Origin of the sequence: Pseudomonas sp. NPDC090592 (genome assembly GCF_044769185.1) — a bacterium.
Lineage (GTDB): Bacteria > Pseudomonadota > Gammaproteobacteria > Pseudomonadales > Pseudomonadaceae > Aquipseudomonas.
In genome coordinates, this window is sequence record NZ_JBIVXJ010000013.1 from 96,430 (window position 1) to 112,933 (window position 16,504).

Consider the following 16,504-nt stretch of genomic DNA (forward strand, 5'->3'; position numbering starts at 1 on the left):
CCAGCCAGACCAGCAGTGGCATGCAGCAGCAGCACCGCGAAATCGAGCAAGTAGCCACTGCGGCCAACGAAATGAGCGCCACCGCGCTGGATGTTGCCCACAATGCCTCACAGGCCGCCCAGGCCGCGCGCGCCGCCGACCAGGCCAGCCGCGAAGGCCTGCAACTGATCGACAGCACCCGCCAGGGAATCGACCGCCTGGCACCCGGCATGGACACCGCCATGGACGAGGCGCGTGCGCTGGAAGGACGCAGCGGGCAGATCGGCTCGGTGCTGGAAGTGATTCGCACCATCGCCGAGCAGACCAACCTGCTGGCACTGAATGCCGCCATCGAAGCCGCCCGCGCTGGCGAGGCCGGGCGCGGTTTTGCCGTGGTCGCCGATGAAGTACGGGGGCTGGCGCAGCGCACGCAGGTGTCGGTGGAGGAAATTCGCCAGGTCATCGAAGGCCTGCAGCAAGGTACCCAGGATGTGGTGGGCGCGATGCACGAAGGCCAGCGCCAGGCTCAGGACAGCGCGGCACGCATGGAGCAGGCGCTGCCGGCCCTGCAACGGATCGGCGAAGCGGTGACCGTGATCAGCGACATGAACCTGCAGATTGCCTCGGCGGCGGAAGAACAGAGCGCGGTGGCCGAGGAAGTGAATCGCAATGTGGCAGGTATTCGGGATGTGACCGAATCGCTGGCGGGCCAGGCGGATGAGTCGGCACGGATTAGCCAGGCCTTGAACCGGCTGGCCAACCAGCAGCAGGCGCTGATGGAGCAGTTTCGCGTCTAGCCTATAAGGGCCAATGCGCCTGCTTCGCGGGCTTGCCCGCTCCCACAGGAACTGCACTGCCCTTCAGGGTGGCGCCATACCTGTGGGAGCGGGCAAGCCCGCGAAGAGGCCCTCAAAGGCACCGCACCATTGTTAATTTTGAGCACAACCCATGCAAAACCCAAGCAGATCCACTTTCTTCGACATCACCAGCGAACAGGGCCTGTTACGCACCTCGATCGCCGTCACCTTGTTCATCGCCACCATCGGCATCGCCTTTGGCATAGCCTCTGGCTCGTTCTCCATCATGTTCGACGGCGTGTATTCACTGGTCGACGCCAGCATGAGCGGGCTGTCGCTGGTGGTGGTCAAGCTGATTACCTCGCACACCACCAGCGTGCAGATGTCACGCAAACTACGTGAGCGCTTCACCATGGGTTTCTGGCACCTGGAACCCATGGTACTGGCGCTCAATGGCATCCTGCTCAGCGGCGTGGCCATCTATGCGCTGATCAACGCGGTCAGCAGCCTGCTGCAAGGCGGCCGTCACCTGGAATTCGGTATTGCCATGGTCTATGCCGTACTCACCGTGATCGCCTGCGTCACCATCGCCATCGTCGAAGCCCGCGCCAACCGCAAGCTGGGCTCGGACTTCGTGCGCATGGACGTCAAGGGCTGGGTGATGTCGGCCAGCATCACCGCTGCTCTGTTGATCGCGTTCTGCTTTGGTTACGCGGTGCAGGGCACATCACTGGAGTGGATATCGCCGTACATCGACCCCGCGGTGCTGGCACTGGTATGCCTGGTGATCGTGCCACTGCCGATGTCGGTGGTGCGCCAGGCGCTGTCGGAAATTTTCCTGGTCACGCCGGGTGACCTTAAGGAACACGTAGATGACGTGGCAAAGGCGTTCGTCAGCAAGCACGGTTTGCAGTCCTATCGGGCCTATGTGGCCAAGGTAGGACGCTCACGGGAGATCGAGTTGTATTTCATCGTGCCACCAGAGATGGGGGCGAAAACAATCGACGAGTGGGACGCGCTGCGCAACGAAGTGGGCGATGCAGTTGGGGGTGAAGGGCCGGATCGCTGGATTACAGTGGTGTTTACCGGGGATAAAGAATGGGCAGAATAGACCGCCAGCTTACTAAGCAAATCTGCAAAACGTCGAAATGAAAATAGTTTAAACCCCCATTTCTCGCGAAATGGGGATTTACGACTGTATCAATCATCAGGAACCAAAATTCAATAACCCAACATTTGAACCCGAGCCAAATACCAAGACCCTTCAAGAATAGCTATTAAGCTACCACAGCAACCTATTACCTATCGCCTGCGCAACCACGTGAAGCTTATTTGCACACCCAGTTTTAGCAAGCAACTTCTTAACATGATAGATAACTGTATTCTCAGATATAAACAATATTCTGGATATTTCGGAGGCACACTTACCATCTGCAGTCCAACGTAAAATCTCCAGTTCCCGACTGGTCATATTCAAAACGCACGTTCCCTCTTCCCGCAGATCAACCCCTACTTGTCTGATCAAGGCTATGACACAAGCCATCCTCATGTTCAATGTAGCATCACTGACTTCTTTCCCTCCCTTCGCGGCTCGAAAAAATAAGACCGAATAAAGCGAACCGTCATTAGATAAAAAACCACTTGCGATACCGTGTAACGGTTCTTCTTGCGGACTGCCCTGCTCTGGGACTAGCAGCGAGGAATCTTCTAAGCTCCATTTAACCAGGCCAGCGGATTCTGCACAACTTAATAGAATAGGCCGTAAAGGAGCAATATAAGCATCATCAATTGCCCCAGACCACATCGACTCTCGGTCCTTTATCATGAGGCAGCGATGACGACTAAAGGGAGTAGGAAACTCCACAATCAACACAGCTTGCTCAAAACCTAACTGGATAGCGATCCTTTTTAGAGCGGCACCTAACTCAACGACATCCGAAACACCTCCAAATAACTCTAAGTTATCCCTATATTCAGCATCGCACCGACACAACATACCACCCCCTTGTTGGCAAATCATAAAGGCACACTTCTTCGATTGAGATAGACACTCCAAATCACTGCGGATCACAGCAAACCACAGACGCTCCACACTGACAACTACAGGGTGACCTTTTGAATTTCACCCCAACCACTAAAAACCCTATTTCACAGAAACTTCCTTCAGAACATTCCTACGACCATTCTGCCAAATAATCCTGAATTTCCCACCACTGTCCTTAATGCTGCTCTATATGACCAAAATCCCACAAATAAAAATCCAGATGACTCCATTCCGCCTCTAAAAGCAGCGAGCAACAAGATATACAATGTTACAACTGAATAGAAAAAATTTGCATGATTAGACGATTTCCACCTGCCAGCCCTAAACTTCCGGCTGGACCTCATTTTTCTCGTGGCTTGGTACAGAACCTAAGAAAAACAAGACGAGCCCGCCAGATCAAAACTATCAACTCTGATAGTTGACCCTCACGCCTTGCCAACCGTTAAATAGGCACATCACTCATCGCCAGCGAAAATTAACTTATGCACCTGATTGTGACAGGCAATCGAAAAAAGGCGGCTGCTTATCTTTTAGCAGCTCAACAAAGTAACTCCCTCGCGAATGTAGATGCAGACCGGCAGCTTGAAAGTATTCTTCATGATTTTCCGGTGCAGCGAAAAGAGGACTTGATTGAATACGCCAAAGACCACCAACAAGCTATTTTGGAGAATGCAATTTTATTCAGCGAAACCTCCGGCACTACTGCTCGCCCTTTGCAAACACCGCGCAACAGTGTCGACATCACTTGGAACACTCACAACCAAGCTTTTGCCTACAAACGACTGGTAACTGCCGGTACGGACCGGGTGGCCATTATTCACCCTGGAGTGCTCAGTCCTTTTATTGAAGCCACAACCTTCGCCTTGCGCCACCTAGAAGCTGGCTACGTCAAATTGTTTCCCATCCAAGGTATATGTAATTACATGCGGATGATTGAGGTGCTAGAACGTTATGCCATAACGGCCATCATGACCACACCATCTCTAGCCCTCAAAGTATTGCACGAGACAGCCCGACTCAATGCTTTTGGACGGCTGAAAGTTCATAAACTGTTGCTAACTGGCGAACTAATTTCACCTGCCTGCATCTATAATTTCAAACATATTCTTGGACCGCAATGCGAGGTTCACGCGTTTGTTTACGGTGCCAGCGAGACTGCCAGCCTTATGTATGGCGTGGGAAATGGACTATATAAGGCGTTCGTCGACGATTTCATCTTCGAAAGAACGAAGCCATTAAGTTGCTGGAGTCCAAAATTGCTGTCAAGGCAGGAGATGTGATAAGTCCTCAGACGGGCTTCTACGACAGGTCTGCCTACTTCATTGCACGCCTCAAGGACGAACGGGCAGCTCTGGCGTTTGAGCGATTTATGAACGGCTTCACTATAGAAATGGCTACAGAGGACCAAGAATGAAAGAACATACCTATACCGTTACCGTGAACTGGGTCGGCAATACTGGTAAAGGAACGACCCATTACACGTCCTACCTGCGCGATTTCGATATAAAAGAAGGTAGCAAAAGTACCATTGCCGGCTCTGCAGACCCTGCATTTCGCGGCGACTCCTCGCGCTGGAACCCAGAGGATCTTCTGCTCGCCTCGCTCTCGGCCTGCCATCAGCTGTGGTACTTGCACCTGTGTGCCGTCAATGATGTGAACGTACTGGAGTATGTCGATCGCTCGCTGGGTCGCATGTCTGAGGGCGATAATCAGCGTAAGGGACATTTCACAAAGGTCACGTTGCGCCCACGAATCGTGGTCGCAAGCGGGGCGGATATCGACCTTGCCATGCGCCTGCACGAACAGGCCCATCACGAATGCTTCATTGCCAACTCGGTAAATTTCCCGGTGGTTTGTGAAGCGGTTATAGAGCATCAGCGCTGAATCATCTGCGTTGGGTATGCGGTTCAGGGCCCGTCGCTGGTATGCCTGGCGACGCAAGATGCACGTGGATGAAGTGGTCAGCTAACGGTGGTGTTTACTGGCGACCCGGAGTGGGCTGAGTAAGCTGGGGGCGCTTTGCGCCCCTATCGCGACACAAGGCCGCTCCCACAATGGTCGGCATATACAGGCCCCTGTGGGAGCGGCCTTGTGTCGCGATTGGGCCGCAAAGCGGCCCCATGATCCCTGATCGAGTAGGAGGCGGGTTCACACCCGCCGTCCTCTCACACCACCGTGCGTACGGTTCCGTACACGGCGGTTCAGGTTATGCGGCTAAGCCGGTTGATCGTATCCAGTATTGAGACCAGTCCGAGTTGATCCCACAGTTTCTTCGGTAGGGCCTGATTTACATGTGGCGCACCCGAGTTCCACCATGGGCCTCGGCCATTGAAGGCAGATTTACAAGCACGCTCTCGGCTCAGTCCCAGACGCATCAGGTTGTTGGCCCTCGTAGAGGGTTGCTTCCATTGCCGCCAGATGACACAGCGAAGTTTGTGCCTGATTCACCCGTCCAGCTCTTCTAGTGGACGCCTGCTCTGACTGAGCTTGAAATAGCTCGCCCAGCCCCGTACCACGGGGTTCAGCCGCTCGATGATGTAGGCCACCTTACGGCCTCGCGCCCCGCGCAGCAGTTCCTTGAGTCGACCGCGCAGGCGACCAAGGCTCATCGTCGCTACCCTCAGCCTAGGCTGTTGACGCCAGCTCATCCCATAACCCAAGTAGTCGCATTTCCACGCCCATGCCACTTGGCTCTTCTTCCTGTTCACCGTCAGTTTCAGACGCTCTTTCAGGAAGCGCTCGACGCTGGTCAGTACTCGCTCGCCTGCCCGCTGACTACGCACATAGATGTTCGCATCATCGGCATAGCGCACGAACCGGTGGCCCCGCCGCTCCAGTTCACGATCAAGTTCGTCGAGCAGGATGTTCGACAGCAACGGCGAGAGCGGGCCGCCTTGCGGCGTCCCTTCCTGCCGTGGGCTGACGACACCGCTCGACATGACCCCGGCTTCAAGGTAACGGCGGATAAGCCTGAGCACGCATTTGTCTTCGACACGGCGCTCGATACAGGCCATGAGTATGTCGTGGTTGACCCGATCAAAGAACTTCTCCAGATCAAGTTCCACGCACCAGCGATGGCCCGTCGCCACATGGGAGCGGGCCGTTTCGACGGCTTGATGAGCGCTTTTGCCCGGACGAAAGCCGTAGCTGTAGTCCGAGAACAGCGGGTCAAAGATTGGCGTGAGCTGTTGCTGCAAGGCTTGCTGGATCAGGCGATCCACGACACTGGGAATCCCCAATTGCCGTGTGCCGCCCTGCGGCTTGGGGATTTCAACCGCCCGCACTGTTTGGGGATGGTATTCACCGGCCAGCAACCTGGCTCTGAGAGTTGGCCAATACTGTTTCACATAGCCAGCCAAGTCAGCGACCGTCATGCCATCGGCACCCGGCGCGCCCTTGTTGCTGGCCACTCGCTGATACGCACGCTTCAGGTTGGCCGGTGCAAGCACCCGCTCCATCAGCGTGTCCGGCTCCGCGTTCGTCCACGCCACAGACGCCGTCGATGCCTGCGCACTGCCAGCCGTCACTCTCGGATTCTGTCCGGAACTTGGGGTCACAGTTCTCCCTCGGAGAAATTTCTGCTTTTCGACATTCGACGAGACTCTGGCGCCTACTGGCGGCATAACCTGTTCGGCCCTTGGTGGCGCGGTTAACCACCACTTACTACGGCTTCGGCTGACTTCTGCACGTCCGTCCCGTCGCCTCTCGGCGCTCGGTAGCACAATGGCAAACGTGCAGATCTCCCAGGGTAATTCGCGTGACCTTCCTGCTTATGCCTGTCGGATCTACGTCGCAGCGTTCCGTGCAAGTATTGGGCTTTGAAGATGTTTGCCTTCTTACCCCACTGCGCCGCCTCTATCCGCTTCCTGTTCGTCAGGCCAGCATTTTGCCTCGGGCTTCCTTCAGATTCGCAGTCGCCCGCGACACCCTTGCCTCTGGCTAACACTTCCCCTTGCCGGGTGTGTAGAGGACTTTCACCTCCAAGTCTCCTGCTTTGGCCACCACAACCAAGCAGGTTGCGCTAACGCGCAACGCGCCATGCCTGGCGCACAAACGAAAAAGCCCGCGACCATTGCTGGTAGCGGGCTTTGACGTACTGCATATGGTGGGTCGTGTAGGATTCGAACCTACGACCAATTGGTTAAAAGCCAACTGCTCTACCAACTGAGCTAACGACCCATTTGATGGCGCGTATAATACTGATTTCTAAAGAAAAATCAATACCCCATCAAAAATTTTCAATAATACCGCGTCGGGTCTTCTACGCCCGCCGCCTTGAAGCCGTCGGCGCGCAGGCGGCAGCTGTCGCACTTGCCACAGGCACGGCCGTCATCATCGGCCTGGTAGCAGGAAACCGTGAGGCTGTAATCCACGCCACGAGCCATGCCGGCCTGCACGATCTGCGCCTTGCTCATGTTCTGCAGGGGTGCCTGAATGCGGAAGCCCTGCCCTTCAACACCCGCCTTGGTCGCCAGGTTGGCCATGCGCTCGAAGGATTCGACGAATTCGGGGCGGCAATCCGGGTAGCCAGAATAGTCCACGGCGTTCACACCAATGAAGATGTCCCGCGCCTCCAGCACTTCTGCCCAACCCAGGGCCAAGGACAAGAATACGGTGTTACGCGCCGGCACGTAGGTGACCGGTATGCCTTCACTCGGGGCTTCCGGCACGTCAATGCTGCTGTCGGTCAACGCCGAGCCGCCAATGCCGTCGAGGTTCAGGCCGATCACCTTGTGCTCGACTACACCCAGGTCACGGGCAACGCGGGCGGCAGCGTTCAGTTCGGCGCGATGGCGCTGGCCATAGTCGAAGCTCATGGTGTAGCAGCTGTAGCCTTCGGCCTTGGCCATGGCAACCACGGTGGCCGAGTCCAGGCCACCGGACAACAGGATTACTGCGCGTTTTTCTGTCATGTGTGCTTGCTCCTCAATCAACGTCCGGGTTCGTCGTTCCACAACAGCTTGTGCAACTGCAGCTGGAAACGCACGGGCAGGTTGTCGGCGATGATCCAGTCCGCCAGGTCACTGGCGTTCACCTGGTGGTGGCTCGGCGAGAACAGCACCTCGCCGGCGCGCTCGGCCAGGTTGTACTGGATCAGCTTGGATACGGCCCAGTCGTAGTCCTCACGGGAACAGATGACAAACTTGACCTGGTCGTTGCGGGTCAGATGCTCGATGTTCTCGTAACGGTTACGGTGCGACTCTTCGGAACCCGGGGTCTTCAGGTCGACCACGCGGCTGACGCGGGTATCGGTGCCAGAGATGTCGAGTGCGCCACTGGTCTCCAGTGATACCTCGTAACCGGCGTCACACAGGCGCTGTAGCAACGGCAGGGCGTTTGGCTGGGCCAGTGGCTCGCCACCGGTGACGCAGACGTAGCGGGGTTTGAAGCCGGCAACCTGCTCAAGGATCGAATCAAGGGTACGAATGGTACCGCCAGTGAAGGCATAGGCACTGTCGCAGTACTGGCAGCGCAGGGGGCAACCGGTGAGGCGCACGAAAACCGTGGGCAGCCCAGCCGTTCGCGTTTCACCCTGCAAAGAGTAAAAGACTTCGGTGATGCGTAATGTGTCTTGCATGCTCGCCACGGGCGTGACAGCTAAACAGGCTGTCCGCCTCCGTCAGGCACTGTCGCGGACTCGACATAGCGTTATCCGCAGCAGCGTGTTTACGAAAAAAGGGCAGTGATTCTAACGAAAAAACCCGCGGCTGGCGCGGGTTTCTTTCGAACGGTGCTGCTACAAGGCTTAGAGCTTCTGCAAGTCACGCTGTGCCAGTTGCGCGGCGGAGGTGCCGGGATACTGGGTAATGACCTGCTGCAGGATGCCCTTGACCTTGTCGGTGTGGCCCATGCGGCGCTCGACGTCGGCCAGCTTGTACAGCGAATCTGGCACCTTGCTATGCTTCGGATACTTCTGGCTGACCTGGGCAAAGGCCTGGCTGGCGCCTGGCAGATCACCCTTGGCAAGGTTCACCTCACCCAACCAGTACTGGGCATTGCCGGCGTACTGGCTGTTGGGGTACTTGCGCAGGAAGGCGTTGAACGCCTGGCTGGCCTTGTCGAAGTCTTTCTGCTTGATCAGGTCGAAAGCGGCATCGTAGTAGAGCTTTTCTTTCGCCGGATCACCGGGCTCGCTACTGGCGGCCGGTTGTTGCGCAGCAGCACCCGCTGCTGCATCGGGGGCGGCATTGGATGCACCACCACCGGAGGAATTGTCAGGGGTTGCGGCAGGCGCAGCGCCACTGTTGATGCGACGGTCCAGGTCCTGGTATCGCTCCAGGTTTTCCTGCTTCATGCGCGACACATCGTTCTGCAGCTCTTCGATGATGCCTTGCTGGCGGGAAAGCTGGTCCTGCATCTGTTGCAGCTGCATGAACAGCTGGCCCTGTGCAGAGGCAGGGGCCGAAGCCCCTGACCCGGCATAGGCGCCGCTCGTGCCATAACCCGCAGGCGGATAACTGCCTGCGTTGTCATCTACTACAGGGACCTCAGCCCAGGCCGCGAGCGGCAGGCTGAGTGCGAGGACGGTTACTACACGGCGGCACATACGCATAAGAACTTACTTACGCAGTTCTACGCGACGGTTCTGAGCCCAGGACTGCTCGTCGTTGCCGGTGGCAACTGGACGCTCTTCGCCGTAGGAAACCAGTTCCAGCTGAGCAGGGGAAACGCCCTGCAGAACCAGGTAGCGCTGAACGGCCTTGGCACGACGCTCACCCAGAGCCATGTTGTACTCGCGGGTGCCGCGCTCGTCGGTGTTACCTTCCAGAACAACGCGGTTGCCGTTGGCTTTCAGGTCCTTGGCGTGAACGTCCAGAGCGCGCATGGCTTCTGGCTTCAGGTCCGAGCTGTCGTATTCGAAGTAGAAGGTGGTGATTGCGCGCAGGGCAGCTTCTTCGCTCAGGGAGCCGTCAACTGCGCCAGTGTTGGCACCGTAGCCAGCGTTAGGGTCTACAGCAGCGCCTTCGCCTGCGTTGTCACCGCCCTTCGAGGAGCAACCTACAGCTACGGCCATGGCCAGAGCCAGCGCAGCAAATTTACCAAACTTCAGCATTTCCATCGTGAAACTCCTAATGAAACCCCAGTGTGTTAAGCAAAACGTATTACGCCGCAATCAGTTCAGGTAAGGGGACCAGGACGGTTCTCTGACTTCGCCTTGAGCGGTAGGAAGTGGGAGCCTCACGCGGCCATTAAGCGACACGAGCATCAAGACTCCCCGGCCCTGCTGGCGGGTGGCGTAGATTAGCATGGTGCCGTTTGGCGCAACAGTGGGAGACTCATCAAGACTTGTTTCAGACAGAATCTTTACACTTCCGCGCTGCAAGTCCTGTGCCGCCACTTTAAAGTTGGTAAAGCCCTGTTGGCGATGGATCATCACCAAGGTCTTTTCGTCCGCCGAAAGTTTCGGGTTGGCGTTGTAGTTACCCACGAAGGTTACGCGCTCGGCACCACCGCCACCGACCGACTGTTTGTAGATCTGCGGCTTGCCGCCACGGTCGGACGTGAAGTAAAGGGTGTTGCCATCCTTACCCCAGAACGGCTCGGTATTGATACCCGGGCCTGCGGTAACACGGCTGATCTGGCGCGATGCCACGTTCATCACGTAGATGTCCGGGTTGCCGTCTTTCGACAGCACGAATGCCAGGCGCGAACCGTCCGGCGACCAGGCTGGCGCGCCGTTCAGGCCTTCGAAGTTGGTCACCTGCTCGCGGCGGCCGGTATCGATGTTCTGGATGAAGATGCGCGGACGCTTCTGCTCGAACGAAACATAGGCAATACGCTTGCCATCTGGCGCAAAGCGCGGCGACAGGATCGGCTCACGCGATTGCAGCAGGGTGACCGCACGCGCACCGTCGTAGTCCGAACGCTGCAGGGTGTAGCGGGTGTTGTTGGTGGAGAAGCGCTCGGCCGTCACGTACAGCATGCGGGTGGAGAACGCACCCTTGATACCGGTGAGCTTCTCGAACGACTGGTCGGCAATGTAGTGCGCCATGTCGCGCAGCTGGTCGGTGCTGCCCGCCACGCTGCCGGTCAGCACTTGCTGCTCGGTAGCAACGTTGAACAGCGCGTACTGCACCTGCAGGCGACCGCCCGACGGCACGATGCTGCCCACCATCACGTACTGGGCACCCAGCGCTTTCCAGTCACGGAAGATGACTTCGCTGGCCTGCGACGGCTGGCTGATCATGTTCTGCCGCGGAATCGGCGAGTAGTAGCCCGAGTTACGCAGGTCGTTGCTGATGATGTCGGCAATGTCTTCGGGCAGCACGCTGCCGCCCTGCAGGCCGAACGGCACTACCGCAATGGGGGTTGCCCGGTCGCTGCCACTGGTGACCAGGATGTTCTTTTCATCTGCCACGGCCATGCCTGCAATGCAGCACAGCATGACCAGCAGCCCTCTCAGACGTTTAATCACAACGCTAGATCCTCAGGTGTAAATGTCATCTTGAACGAACGATAACGGTTGAAATCGCTCGGCTTCATACCCTGCATCTCGGTCAGTCGACCGATGTTCTTCACTGCCGCCACTGCCGAACTGTCGAACGGGCCGTCGCCACTGGAGCGCAACACGCTGACACTGGTAATGGTGCCGTCTGGCAACATATTGACCTGCAGGGTCACCGTCATGCCCTTGCGCGCGGAAGGCGGACGTGCCCAGCCCTCGGCCGCGCGCATGCGGATCAGGTCGTCGAAGTCGCCGGCCACCTGGTCACCCTGCTCGTCGGCCAGCGCCTGCTGCCGCTCGGTGGTATCGGACAACAGCTCGGCCAGGGCCTGGGCTTTCTTGTCTTCTGCCGCCTTGCGGGCCGCTTCCTGTGCCTTTTTCTTCTGGGCGTCTGCAGCGGCCTTTTTCTTGGCCTCTTCAGCTGCCTTCTTCTTCGCGTCCTCGGCCGCCGCTTTCTTCTTGGCGTCCTCGGCTGCTTTCTTCTTGGCCTCTTCGGCTGCCTTTTTCTTGGCGTCCTCGGCGGCTTGTTTCTTCGCCTCTTCAGCGGCCGCTTTCTTGGCCTCATCTTCGGCTTTTTTCTTGGCTTCGTCCTCGGCCTTCTTCTTGGCGATGTCGGCCTGCTGTTTCTCGGCGGCCTTTTTCGCCTCGTCGGCCTTCTTGGCTTCGGCGGCTTTCTTGGCTTCGGCAGCTTCAGCGGCCTTGGCCGCGTCCTCGGCTTTTTTCGCTTCGGCGGCTTCGCGGGCCTCTTCGGCCTTTTGAGCAGCGTCGGCTTTCTTTTGTTCCGCGGCCTTCACAGCCTCCTGCTCGACCTTTTTCTGCTCCAGCTGCTCGACTTCGGTCTGGCGCGACGCGGTTTTCTTCGCTTCCCCGGCAATCTTCTGATTGGTCTGGGTGGTCGCCTGGCTCTTGGACTTGAGCTGATACAGGGTAGCCTGAACAATCGGCTTGGATGGCGGCAGCTCAGGCGTCATGGCAAAACTGACGAACAGCAGGGCGAACACCAGCACATGCAGGCCGATGGCCCAGACACTGGGCCAGAAGTAGCTTTCCGAGGCGGATGGCTCTCGCTGTTGCATCAGGGCGCCTCGGTAATCAGGCCAACGTTACCGACACCGGCCTTCTGCAACCCGCCCATGGCACCCATGACCGCGCCATAGTCGACAGCCTTGTCGCCACGAATGAACACCTGGGTCTGCTTGCCCTGGTCACGGCCGGCAGCAATGATCTTGGTCACTGCATTGGTCATGTCAGGCAAGGTCATGGCCTTGTCCATCTGCTTGTCGGTGTCGACTTCGCTGCCAAGGTTCCAGTAGTAGGTCTTGTCGGCCTTGATGGAGATGGTGAGGATCTGGACGTTGTTGTCCTGCGGCAAGGCTTCGCTGGAAACCTTGGGCAGGTCGACCTTCACGCCCTGATTGAGCATGGGCGCCGTCACCATGAAGATGACCAGCAGCACCAGCATCACATCGATGTAGGGCACCACGTTCATCTCGGCGACGGGCTTGCGTTTGTGGCGAACTCGGGCCATGGGCTTCTACCTGATTACTCTTCGCTGGTGTGCACTTTGCGGTGCAGGATCGCCTGGAACTCGTCGGCGAAGGTGTAGTAACGACCGATCAGCACTTCGCTGCGCGCGGCAAACCGGTTGTAGGCGATTACTGCCGGGATTGCGGCGAACAGGCCGATGGCGGTGGCGATCAGTGCTTCGGCGATACCCGGGGCAACGGTGGCCAGGGTGGCCTGCTGGGCGCTGGCCAGGCCGCGGAACGAGTTCATGATGCCCCACACGGTACCGAACAGGCCGATGTAAGGGCTGGTGGAACCGACGGTGGCCAGGAACGGCAGGCTTTGCTCGAGTTTTTCTTCCTCGCGCGAAATGGCCACGCGCATGGCACGGCCAACGCCTTCCATGACGGCGTCCGGGTCAACGCCTGGCTGCTGGCGCAGGCGCGAGAACTCCTTGAAGCCGGCACGGAAAACCTGCTCGACACCCGAGTCCGGGTCTGGGTTGCTGCCTGCCTGGCGGTACAGCTTGGACAGGTCGATGCCCGACCAGAAGCGCTCCTCGAAGGCATCCAGCGCACGACGACCGGCACGCAGCATGGTGCTGCGCTGGAAGATCATGATCCATGAAGTGACCGAGGCGGCCACCAGGGTCAGCATTACCAGCTGTACCACCACGCTGGCATTGCTGACCAGACTCCACATGGAGGTATGGTCGACGACGTTAGCTTCCACGCTTATTCTCCTGCATTCGATTGATTACCCGAGCCGTCCGCCGCAAAGGCGTCGCGTAGCTGGGGGGGTATGGCTCGGGGTTTGAAAGTGTCGGCGCGCACGGCAGCCACCAGGAACTGCCCTTCGCAGAGCAGCGTTTCATCCTTTTCCCGCCAGACCTGCTGTACGAAACGCAGGCTGGCGCGATTGAGTTCAAGTACGTGCGCGGTGACCCGCAGCTCGTCGTCCAGCCGCGCCGGCGCGTGATAACGCGCTTCGCTGGAGTGGACCACGAACAACAGGTTGTCTTGCGCCAGTTGCGACTGGGAAAAGCCCAGGTGCCGCAGGCGTTCGGTGCGCGCGCGCTCCATGAATTTCAGGTAATTGACGTAATACACCACGCCACCGGCATCGGTGTCTTCGTAATAGACGCGACAACGGTGTGCGAACGGTTCCAGGCCATTTTGCGCGCGCATACTCTAGTGCTTACTCCTCAGCTTGCCAATCCGCTGTGGCAACTGTTTTTTCTTCATTAATGTCTTATTGCCAGCGCACCTTCGGCATGCCAGCGGTAGGACCACGAAAAGCCGGTTTTGATCTGTCATTCATCGCCTGCTTCGGAAAAATCACCACCCTCCCCCAGACGCCCGGGTATGTTCAGGCCAAAGTGCAGGTAGGCATGCCGGGTAACCACGCGGCCGCGCGGCGTGCGCATGATATAGCCTTGCTGGATCAGGTACGGCTCAAGCACGTCCTCGATGGTGTGGCGCTCTTCGCTGATGGCTGCAGCCAGGTTGTCGACCCCTACCGGGCCACCATCGAACTTCTCGATCATGGTCAGCAGCAGGCGGCGGTCGGAATGGTCGAACCCGCGCTCGTCGACATCCAGCAGGTTCAGCGCCATGTCGGCCACGGCCTTGGTGATCTGGCCCTTGCCGCGCACTTCGGCGTAGTCGCGCACGCGGCGCAACAGGCGGTTGGCGATACGTGGCGTACCACGGGCACGCCGGGCAATCTCGTAGGCGCCCTGGTCTTCGATGACCAGGCCCAGGATGTTGGCCGAGCGGCTGACGATGGTGGCCAGGTCCTTGTCGCTGTAGAACTCCAGGCGCTGGACGATACCGAAGCGGTCACGCAACGGGTTGGTGAGCATACCGGCACGGGTGGTGGCACCAACCAGGGTAAACGGCGGTAGGTCGAGCTTGATCGAGCGGGCAGCAGGCCCTTCGCCGATCATGATGTCGAGCTGGAAGTCTTCCATGGCCGGGTACAGCACCTCCTCGACGACCGGCGACAGCCGGTGGATTTCGTCGATGAACAGCACGTCGTGCGGCTCGAGGTTGGTCAGCATGGCCGCCAGGTCGCCGGGGCGCTCAAGAATCGGCCCCGAAGTGCTCTTCACCGACACGCCCATTTCATGGGCAATGATATTGGCCAGGGTGGTCTTGCCCAGACCCGGCGGGCCGAAGATCAGCGTGTGGTCGAGCGATTCGCTACGGCCACGGGCGGCCTGGATGAACAGCGACATCTGTTCGCGCACCACCGGCTGCCCGATGTACTCGTCCAGGCTCAGCGGGCGGATTGCCCGGTCCTGAACCTCTTCACGGTCGCGGCCACTGGCGGCGATCAGGCGGTCGGCTTCGATCACTTGGTAATCATCCCTTTCAGGCTGCGGCGGATCAGCTCTTCACTGCTCAGGCCGGCCTTGTCCTTGATCGCGGCGATTGCCTTGCTCGCTTCCTGCGGTTTGTAGCCCAGCGAGACCAGCGCGCTGACGGCGTCAGCCTCTGCGCTGGATTCGCTGGCGACCGGCAATGGGCCATCAGAGACCAGGGTGAACATGGCTGGTGAGGTTTCCCAGGCCTTGAAGCGGTCCTTGAGCTCGACCAGCAGGCGCTCGGCGGTTTTCTTGCCGACACCGGGCACGCGCACCAGGGCCGATGTGTCCTGGGCCTGCACGCAGCGCACCAGTTCGTCGACCTCCAGGCCAGACATCAGCGCCAATGCCAGCTTCGGCCCCACGCCATTGAGGCGGATGAGTTCGCGGAACAGCTCGCGCTCGCGCTTTTCGGCAAAGCCGTAAAGCAGGTGGGCGTCTTCGCGCACCACCAGGTGGGTGTGCACGGTGACGCTTTCGCCCACTTTGGGCAGACGGTACAGCGTGGTCATGGGAACTTCCAGTTCGTAACCCACGCCGTTGACGTCGATAATCAGGTGCGGCGGCTGTTTTTCCGCCAGGGTGCCGCGCAAACGTCCAATCACGTTCCGATCCTTCTTCTCGGGGAGCCGGTCAAAGACCGCTCAACCCTATCAGCAAATGCAGCGGGTGAACGCTTCACCCGGACAAAATGTGTATCAGCGCATGAAGCGCCTACAGACGCAAGCGCCCGCCGCGTCGCCGTGCCGTGGCCAGGCCATGTGGCACCAGGCTGGAACGGGTATGGGCGTGACACAGGGCAATGGCCAGGGCGTCGGAGGCATCGATCTGCGGCTTTTGCGTGAGTTTCAGCAAGTGCATGACCATCATCATCACCTGCTCCTTGTTGGCCCCCCCGGTGCCGGCGACGGCCTGCTTGACCTGGGTGGCACTGTATTCGGCGATCTCCAGGCCTGCTTCGGCGGCGGCAACGATGGCTGCGCCACGGGCCTGGCCAAGCTTGAGCGCCGAGTCGGCATTACGGGCCATGAACACCCGCTCGATGCCCATGGTCACCGGGCCGTGCTGGGTGATGATTTCACTCACACCACGAAAAACAATCTGCAGCCGCTCGTGCAGCTCGCCGCTGCCGGTGCGGATGCAGCCCGACGCCACGTACTCGCAACCACGGGCGGTCTGGCGGACCACGCCATAGCCGGTGATGCGCGAGCCGGGGTCGATACCTAGAATCAGAGTCATAGTGCCTGTTTGTTCAAAATGTACCGGCCTATTCGCGGGCAAGCCCGCTCCCACAGGGACCGCACCAAACCTGAACCTGGTGCAATACCTGTGGGAGCGGGCTTGCCCGCGAATAGGCCCTCAAG

General features: G+C 58.7%; 17 protein-coding genes, 1 tRNA gene and 1 pseudogene. 4 read left to right on the forward strand and 15 right to left on the reverse strand.

The window, feature by feature from the left end:
• The first annotated feature begins 20 nt into the window (after positions 1 to 20).
• Complete coding sequence (locus tag ACIQUI_RS13990; protein WP_403199550.1) at positions 21 to 776, forward strand: methyl-accepting chemotaxis protein; 756 nt, start codon at positions 21 to 23, stop codon at positions 774 to 776.
• A 151-nt stretch (positions 777 to 927) separates the two neighbouring features.
• Complete coding sequence (locus ACIQUI_RS13995) at positions 928 to 1,887, forward strand: cation diffusion facilitator family transporter (protein ID WP_403199416.1); 960 nt, start codon at positions 928 to 930, stop codon at positions 1,885 to 1,887.
• Between the two features lie 171 nt (positions 1,888 to 2,058).
• Here ACIQUI_RS13995 and ACIQUI_RS14000 read toward each other — a convergent pair whose 3' ends face one another.
• Positions 2,059 to 2,868, reverse strand: coding sequence for a LuxR C-terminal-related transcriptional regulator (locus ACIQUI_RS14000; protein WP_403199419.1), 810 nt, complete (start codon positions 2,866 to 2,868; stop codon positions 2,059 to 2,061).
• 434 nt (positions 2,869 to 3,302) lie between these two features.
• On the opposite strand from ACIQUI_RS14000, the gene ACIQUI_RS14005 reads away from it, so the two are divergent.
• The gene (locus tag ACIQUI_RS14005; RefSeq protein WP_403199422.1) at positions 3,303 to 4,100 is read left to right on the forward strand and encodes an AMP-binding protein; all 798 of its coding nucleotides are present in this window, start codon (positions 3,303 to 3,305) and stop codon (positions 4,098 to 4,100) included.
• 130 nt (positions 4,101 to 4,230) lie between these two features.
• Positions 4,231 to 4,704: an OsmC family protein gene (locus ACIQUI_RS14010; protein ID WP_403199425.1), complete on the forward strand. Its 474-nt coding sequence runs from the start codon at positions 4,231 to 4,233 to the stop codon at positions 4,702 to 4,704.
• A gap of 317 nt (positions 4,705 to 5,021) precedes the next feature.
• Here ACIQUI_RS14010 and ltrA read toward each other — a convergent pair.
• The 14 genes and pseudogenes from ltrA to ruvC all read right to left on the reverse strand — a co-directional run bounded on the left by ltrA (position 5,022) and on the right by ruvC (position 16,379).
• Positions 5,022 to 6,443, reverse strand: a pseudogene (gene ltrA / locus ACIQUI_RS14015) (group II intron reverse transcriptase/maturase).
• Positions 6,444 to 6,923: 480 nt separating this feature from the next.
• Positions 6,924 to 6,999, reverse strand: a tRNA-Lys gene (locus ACIQUI_RS14020).
• Positions 7,000 to 7,058: 59 nt separating this feature from the next.
• Complete coding sequence (gene queC, locus ACIQUI_RS14025) at positions 7,059 to 7,733, reverse strand: 7-cyano-7-deazaguanine synthase QueC (protein WP_403199428.1); 675 nt, start codon at positions 7,731 to 7,733, stop codon at positions 7,059 to 7,061.
• Between the two features lie 17 nt (positions 7,734 to 7,750).
• Positions 7,751 to 8,398, reverse strand: coding sequence for a 7-carboxy-7-deazaguanine synthase QueE (gene queE, locus ACIQUI_RS14030; RefSeq protein WP_391127041.1), 648 nt, complete (start codon positions 8,396 to 8,398; stop codon positions 7,751 to 7,753).
• A gap of 168 nt (positions 8,399 to 8,566) precedes the next feature.
• On the reverse strand, positions 8,567 to 9,373 hold the full coding sequence (gene ybgF / locus ACIQUI_RS14035) for a tol-pal system protein YbgF (RefSeq protein ID WP_110743807.1): 807 nt from the start codon (positions 9,371 to 9,373) through the stop codon (positions 8,567 to 8,569).
• Positions 9,374 to 9,379: 6 nt separating this feature from the next.
• On the reverse strand, positions 9,380 to 9,880 hold the full coding sequence (pal, locus tag ACIQUI_RS14040; protein WP_003254755.1) for a peptidoglycan-associated lipoprotein Pal: 501 nt from the start codon (positions 9,878 to 9,880) through the stop codon (positions 9,380 to 9,382).
• A gap of 54 nt (positions 9,881 to 9,934) precedes the next feature.
• Positions 9,935 to 11,206: a Tol-Pal system beta propeller repeat protein TolB gene (gene tolB, locus ACIQUI_RS14045; protein WP_403199554.1), complete on the reverse strand. Its 1,272-nt coding sequence runs from the start codon at positions 11,204 to 11,206 to the stop codon at positions 9,935 to 9,937.
• Positions 11,207 to 11,232: 26 nt separating this feature from the next.
• Positions 11,233 to 12,342 (reverse strand): cell envelope integrity protein TolA, encoded by a 1,110-nt coding sequence (gene tolA, locus ACIQUI_RS14050; protein ID WP_403199433.1) that lies wholly within the window; start codon positions 12,340 to 12,342, stop codon positions 11,233 to 11,235.
• The gene (gene tolR / locus ACIQUI_RS14055; protein ID WP_012273765.1) at positions 12,342 to 12,794 is read right to left on the reverse strand and encodes a protein TolR; all 453 of its coding nucleotides are present in this window, start codon (positions 12,792 to 12,794) and stop codon (positions 12,342 to 12,344) included. Before tolR ends, tolA begins: the two co-directional genes overlap by 1 nt.
• Before the next feature lie 14 nt (positions 12,795 to 12,808).
• Positions 12,809 to 13,504: a protein TolQ gene (gene tolQ / locus ACIQUI_RS14060; RefSeq protein WP_010952367.1), complete on the reverse strand. Its 696-nt coding sequence runs from the start codon at positions 13,502 to 13,504 to the stop codon at positions 12,809 to 12,811.
• Between the two features lie 2 nt (positions 13,505 to 13,506).
• Complete coding sequence (gene ybgC, locus ACIQUI_RS14065; protein ID WP_403199436.1) at positions 13,507 to 13,959, reverse strand: tol-pal system-associated acyl-CoA thioesterase; 453 nt, start codon at positions 13,957 to 13,959, stop codon at positions 13,507 to 13,509.
• Between the two features lie 125 nt (positions 13,960 to 14,084).
• The gene (gene ruvB, locus ACIQUI_RS14070; protein ID WP_403199439.1) at positions 14,085 to 15,131 is read right to left on the reverse strand and encodes a Holliday junction branch migration DNA helicase RuvB; all 1,047 of its coding nucleotides are present in this window, start codon (positions 15,129 to 15,131) and stop codon (positions 14,085 to 14,087) included.
• Positions 15,128 to 15,745, reverse strand: a complete 618-nt coding sequence (gene ruvA, locus ACIQUI_RS14075; protein WP_201204529.1) for a Holliday junction branch migration protein RuvA — start codon at positions 15,743 to 15,745, stop codon at positions 15,128 to 15,130. Before ruvA ends, ruvB begins: the two co-directional genes overlap by 4 nt.
• Positions 15,746 to 15,854: 109 nt before the next feature.
• Positions 15,855 to 16,379 (reverse strand): crossover junction endodeoxyribonuclease RuvC, encoded by a 525-nt coding sequence (gene ruvC, locus ACIQUI_RS14080; RefSeq protein WP_029888028.1) that lies wholly within the window; start codon positions 16,377 to 16,379, stop codon positions 15,855 to 15,857.
• Between the last annotated feature and the right edge of the window lie 125 nt (positions 16,380 to 16,504).

Bases quoted from the DNA above. Each gene is read 5' to 3' on its own strand.
- queE (WP_391127041.1), bottom strand. From the start codon at position 8,398: ATGCAAGACACATTACGCATCACCGAAGTCTTTTACTCTTTGCAGGGT.
- ACIQUI_RS14010 (WP_403199425.1), top strand. From the start codon at position 4,231: ATGAAAGAACATACCTATACCGTTACCGTGAACTGGGTCGGCAATACT.
- ACIQUI_RS13995 (WP_403199416.1), top strand. From the start codon at position 928: ATGCAAAACCCAAGCAGATCCACTTTCTTCGACATCACCAGCGAACAG.
- tolA (WP_403199433.1), bottom strand. From the start codon at position 12,342: ATGCAACAGCGAGAGCCATCCGCCTCGGAAAGCTACTTCTGGCCCAGT.
- ybgF (WP_110743807.1), bottom strand. From the start codon at position 9,373: ATGCGTATGTGCCGCCGTGTAGTAACCGTCCTCGCACTCAGCCTGCCG.
- pal (WP_003254755.1), bottom strand. From the start codon at position 9,880: ATGGAAATGCTGAAGTTTGGTAAATTTGCTGCGCTGGCTCTGGCCATG.
- queC (WP_403199428.1), bottom strand. From the start codon at position 7,733: ATGACAGAAAAACGCGCAGTAATCCTGTTGTCCGGTGGCCTGGACTCG.
- ACIQUI_RS13990 (WP_403199550.1), top strand. From the start codon at position 21: ATGCAGCAGCAGCACCGCGAAATCGAGCAAGTAGCCACTGCGGCCAAC.
- ACIQUI_RS14005 (WP_403199422.1), top strand. From the start codon at position 3,303: ATGCACCTGATTGTGACAGGCAATCGAAAAAAGGCGGCTGCTTATCTT.
- ruvC (WP_029888028.1), bottom strand. From the start codon at position 16,379: ATGACTCTGATTCTAGGTATCGACCCCGGCTCGCGCATCACCGGCTAT.
- ybgC (WP_403199436.1), bottom strand. From the start codon at position 13,959: ATGCGCGCGCAAAATGGCCTGGAACCGTTCGCACACCGTTGTCGCGTC.
- tolR (WP_012273765.1), bottom strand. From the start codon at position 12,794: ATGGCCCGAGTTCGCCACAAACGCAAGCCCGTCGCCGAGATGAACGTG.
- tolB (WP_403199554.1), bottom strand. From the start codon at position 11,206: ATGCTGTGCTGCATTGCAGGCATGGCCGTGGCAGATGAAAAGAACATC.